Source organism: Peptostreptococcus sp., assembly GCF_977045075.1.
This window is the reverse complement of the sequence record NZ_CDRRTB010000111.1, coordinates 1-3,852: the sequence shown is the minus strand read 5'-3', so window position 1 is coordinate 3,852 and position 3,852 is coordinate 1. Positions and strand designations below refer to the sequence as shown.

Sequence of the window (3,852 nt, the reverse complement as noted above, 5' to 3'; positions counted from 1 at the left end):
AGGTCGCCTTATGGATATGATAAGTTCTACTATAATGAGGAGGGTATACTTGAAAGAGACAAGGTTGTTTCAGGTGTAAAGCTAGATGCTGACGGAAAGGCTATACTAGATGATGACGGTAGACCTGTCATAAATTAATTAGCATGAATAAAAAATTTCTAAATACTTTACTTTTAACGATTATAGGGGTATTATAATTTAGAGAAGCTATAAAAGATTTTGTGGAGGAACTTAAACATGAATGTTCAAACTTTTGGTGATTCTGAAAAACCCGTGGCACTTTTAGTGCATAGCATTTTTTACCCAGGAGTCACTAGTTATAGGACAATTTTACCCTTACTTATAAAGGACTATTATGTTGTGATACCGAATTTGGAGGGGCTTGACTACCCTCATTCTGATTTTGTATCTGCAAGGTGCCAATCGGATAAGATTATTGATTGGTTAAAAGAGCATAATATTGATAGGATAGCATTTTTACTGGGGTCATCCTATGGAACTTCAGTTGCTTTTGAAATATTAAAGGATATTAATCTAAAAATTGATAAGGCTGCCCTGGATGCACCTGCTATGAAGTGTAGCAAAATACAGGGTCTAAAGTTATATATGGAAATGAAAAAGACCTCTAATGGCCTTAAGAGGCATCCAAAGGAATTCTTTAGTAAGGCTAAAAAATATAGGTATCTAAACAAGGAAGATGAACAGCATTGTATTGATGTTTATAGTGGTATTGACAATGACTGCTTAAAGAAAATTGCCTTTTCTTGCTACGATTATACACTACCATCAAGACTATACAGGGATGATACAAGCATTGTTTTCTTATTTGGAGAAAAGGATAAAGCTAAAATCAACCTACCAGAAATTAAATCACTGGGAGCAGGTAAGATAAAAATAATTGATGGTATGAGCCATATGCAATACATGTTTGAGGCCCCTCATCAATTTTTAATTGAATGTGGATTAGAGATTTCTTGATTTTATCACTTAAATATCTATGAAGTATTTATTAAATTGGTCAATTTTAATTTTAAAATATTTGGGTTATCTATCCAATATAAAATTTTCATATAATGATAATGGAGGTAAATTATGAAAAAAATACTATTTGGTACAGCACTTGGTCTTGCGGCTGGTGCTCTTGGTTACAAACTATATAAGGACAACGAAGAAGAAGTAAATGAATTCCTTCGTGAAAAATTACATTATGAGGCTGATTTCGAGGATTTCGATGATGAAGATTTTGAGCTGGAAGATCTTGAGGCCCTAAGAGATACTATCGAAGACCTGATAGATAGAAAGAATGCTCGTGACTTTGATGGAGATGAAGAGGCGGATGACGATCTAGATAGCTTCGTAGTGTCTATGCAGGACTTCGATAAGGAAGAACCTAAGTTAGAGGATGCAGTAGTTGATAAATAAATATTACTAAAGAAAGAAGGGTAAAGTTGACTAAAAAAATTTTCAATCTGATTAATGTTACTGCTTTTGCAGTAATACTAGCTTTGATAGTATCCTTGTTACCAATGGATATTTTTGCAGATTCAAGTTTTAATATATATGAAGTGAATAATTTTCAGGACTTCAAAAATGCAATTACATCAATTAACGCTAGTACTAGTGGTGCCGCAGAATATACAATAAATCTTAAAAATGATATTGAGTTTCCAAGTGAGGCAAGCGGTGGCTATATTGCTAAAATACAAAAAAACACACTTATTTTGGGTAATGGTAATAAGATCAACCTTGGTGACAGTAAGTTAGGTTCCTACATACACATCGAAAAAAATGTAACATTATCTTTAGGCAGTAGGACAAAATCAGAAAACGAAAATAAGCTTACTATTACAAGCAAAGATAGTGTTTCTCGTTCTATTTCTGCAATAGTTGTAGGAAATAGTAGTGGGGACAAATCTACCGGGACCCTAAATATGTATTCTGGAGTTGCTATAAGTGGCATAAAGGCCGACAAGAATGTTGATGGATCAGCTATTAATATTGCTAATGGTCAATTTAATATCTACGGTGGTGAAATCAGTAATAATGAGATCACTTTGGATGATAATGAAGTACTTCCTTATAAGGCTGGTGGCGCTATTTTTGGTGATGCTAGTAATAGTGGTACTAATGTAAGCCTAAATATTTATGGGGGGAGCGTTCACTCTAATAAGATTATCCAGGAAAGTGCATACAATATCAACGGTGGTGGTATTTATTTAAATAATGCAACTTTATACATGGAAGGCGGAAATATTTCAAATAATGCCATAGAACATACAACTAGAAAAATGGACCGCTATACACGTGGGGGTGGAATATTCATAAAGGATGGAAGAACCACTTTAAAAGGTGGCCTAATTTCTGAAAACCTTGCTCTGCAGGGTGGAGGAATCTACGTTGATAAAGGCTCTATAACAATATATGATACCAAAATTATATCAAATAGCGCAAAAACAAGTGGTGGTGGTATATATAATACTGGTGACCTGACTCTTAAGGGAGGTCTTATCTCTGAAAATAAGACACTAGTTGATACAGCCGAGGGTGGAGGAGTTACTAACTCTCCTATTGGAACTATGGTTATTGAGGCTGGTAGCATTATCAATAATACTAGCATAAGCTCTGGCGGAGGTATAAATAATAGTGGAATACTTACAATCAAGGGTGGTAAAATTTCCAATAATACTGCTAAAATTGGTGGAGGTATATACAATAGCCGTGGTATGAATGGCTCAATAGTTACTGCTCCTGGTACGATTATCATGGAGGATGGTGAAATTTCTGCTAATACTACAACTAGAAATGGTGGTGGAGGCATATATAGCCGTGGTGGAATTATCACTATAAAAAAGGGTAGTATAATCAACAATAAAGCTGCCCATGGTGGCGGTGGTATATATGTCCAGGCAGGAAATGCAATCCTACAAGATGCTCTGATTACAGGTAACGCAGCTGTTGGAGGGGCTGGATTATTTAATGATGATTGGGCAACATTAACACTAGATGGAGCTAGAATATATGGGAATAAAGCTGAAATTGTTGGTGGAGGAATTTATAATACTGATGCTACTCTTAAGGTTTTAAAAGGTACAGCTATTGTAGACAACTCTGCAGAAAAAGCTGGAGGTGGCCTATTCAATAAAAAAGCTAAGGCTGAAATAGAAAAGGGTGCAATTTTAGCTAACAATACTGCTAAGGTAGCGGCAGATGATATTATAAACCAAGAAGGAGGAAGTCCTGATAATGGTATTATTTTAGCTGATGCCAAAGATATGAATACAATCCTAACTACAGATGGTTCCAACCAGCCAATTACTGGTTGGTATAATGATAACAACCCTCGTTGGGAAAAAAATTCCCCAACAGAAGTTAATATTTCAAACAAATTAACGGGAAATGTTTACCTGAAGGCAGCATATAAGTATGACCCTTCAAAACCAAATAACCCAAATAATCCAAATCCTGGTAGGGTAGATGGTCCTGACAGAATAGAAACGGGAATAAATATATCTAAAAAGTATTACGATAAGGCTAAAACTGTGATACTTGTTAGGCACGACCTGTTCCCAGACTCAATGACAGCCTCTGTCCTTGCCAAGTTAAAGGATGCTCCTATTCTACTTAATCCTACAAACAAGCTTGACCCAAGAGTGGCAACAGAAATCAAGAGACTAGGAGCCGAAGAAGTAATCATAGTAGGTGGTCCAGACTCTATATCTGAAAAGGTAAGAGGAGACCTAAAGGCCTATGACAAGGATAAGGATGTAGAAAGAATAGCCGGTGTAGATAGGTACGGTACATCTGAAATGGTAGCCAGAAGGGTAGTTGGTATCACAGGCAAGAAGTACACAG

General features: G+C 35.9%; 3 protein-coding genes. All 3 read left to right on the top strand.

Annotation, left to right across the window (positions count from 1 at the left end; all coding sequences use genetic code 11):
* Window positions 1–237: 237 nt before the first annotated feature.
* Window positions 238–978 carry an alpha/beta hydrolase gene (locus ACW6OJ_RS07580; protein WP_456096214.1) on the top strand — a complete coding sequence of 247 codons (741 nt, stop codon included), beginning with the start codon at window positions 238–240 and terminating at the stop codon, window positions 976–978.
* A 114-nt stretch (window positions 979–1,092) separates the two neighbouring features.
* Window positions 1,093–1,422 (top strand): hypothetical protein, encoded by a 330-nt coding sequence (locus ACW6OJ_RS07575; protein ID WP_314495418.1) that lies wholly within the window; start codon window positions 1,093–1,095, stop codon window positions 1,420–1,422.
* A gap of 26 nt (window positions 1,423–1,448) precedes the next feature.
* A partial coding sequence (locus tag ACW6OJ_RS07570; RefSeq protein ID WP_456096213.1) for a cell wall-binding repeat-containing protein occupies window positions 1,449–3,852 on the top strand: 2,404 nt, incomplete at its 3' end.

What these genes read in the sequence shown, in the direction of transcription:
- ACW6OJ_RS07580 (WP_456096214.1), top strand. Translation starts at nt 238, where the DNA reads ATGAATGTTCAAACTTTTGGTGATTCTGAAAAACCCGTGGCACTTTTA.
- ACW6OJ_RS07575 (WP_314495418.1), top strand. Translation starts at nt 1,093, where the DNA reads ATGAAAAAAATACTATTTGGTACAGCACTTGGTCTTGCGGCTGGTGCT.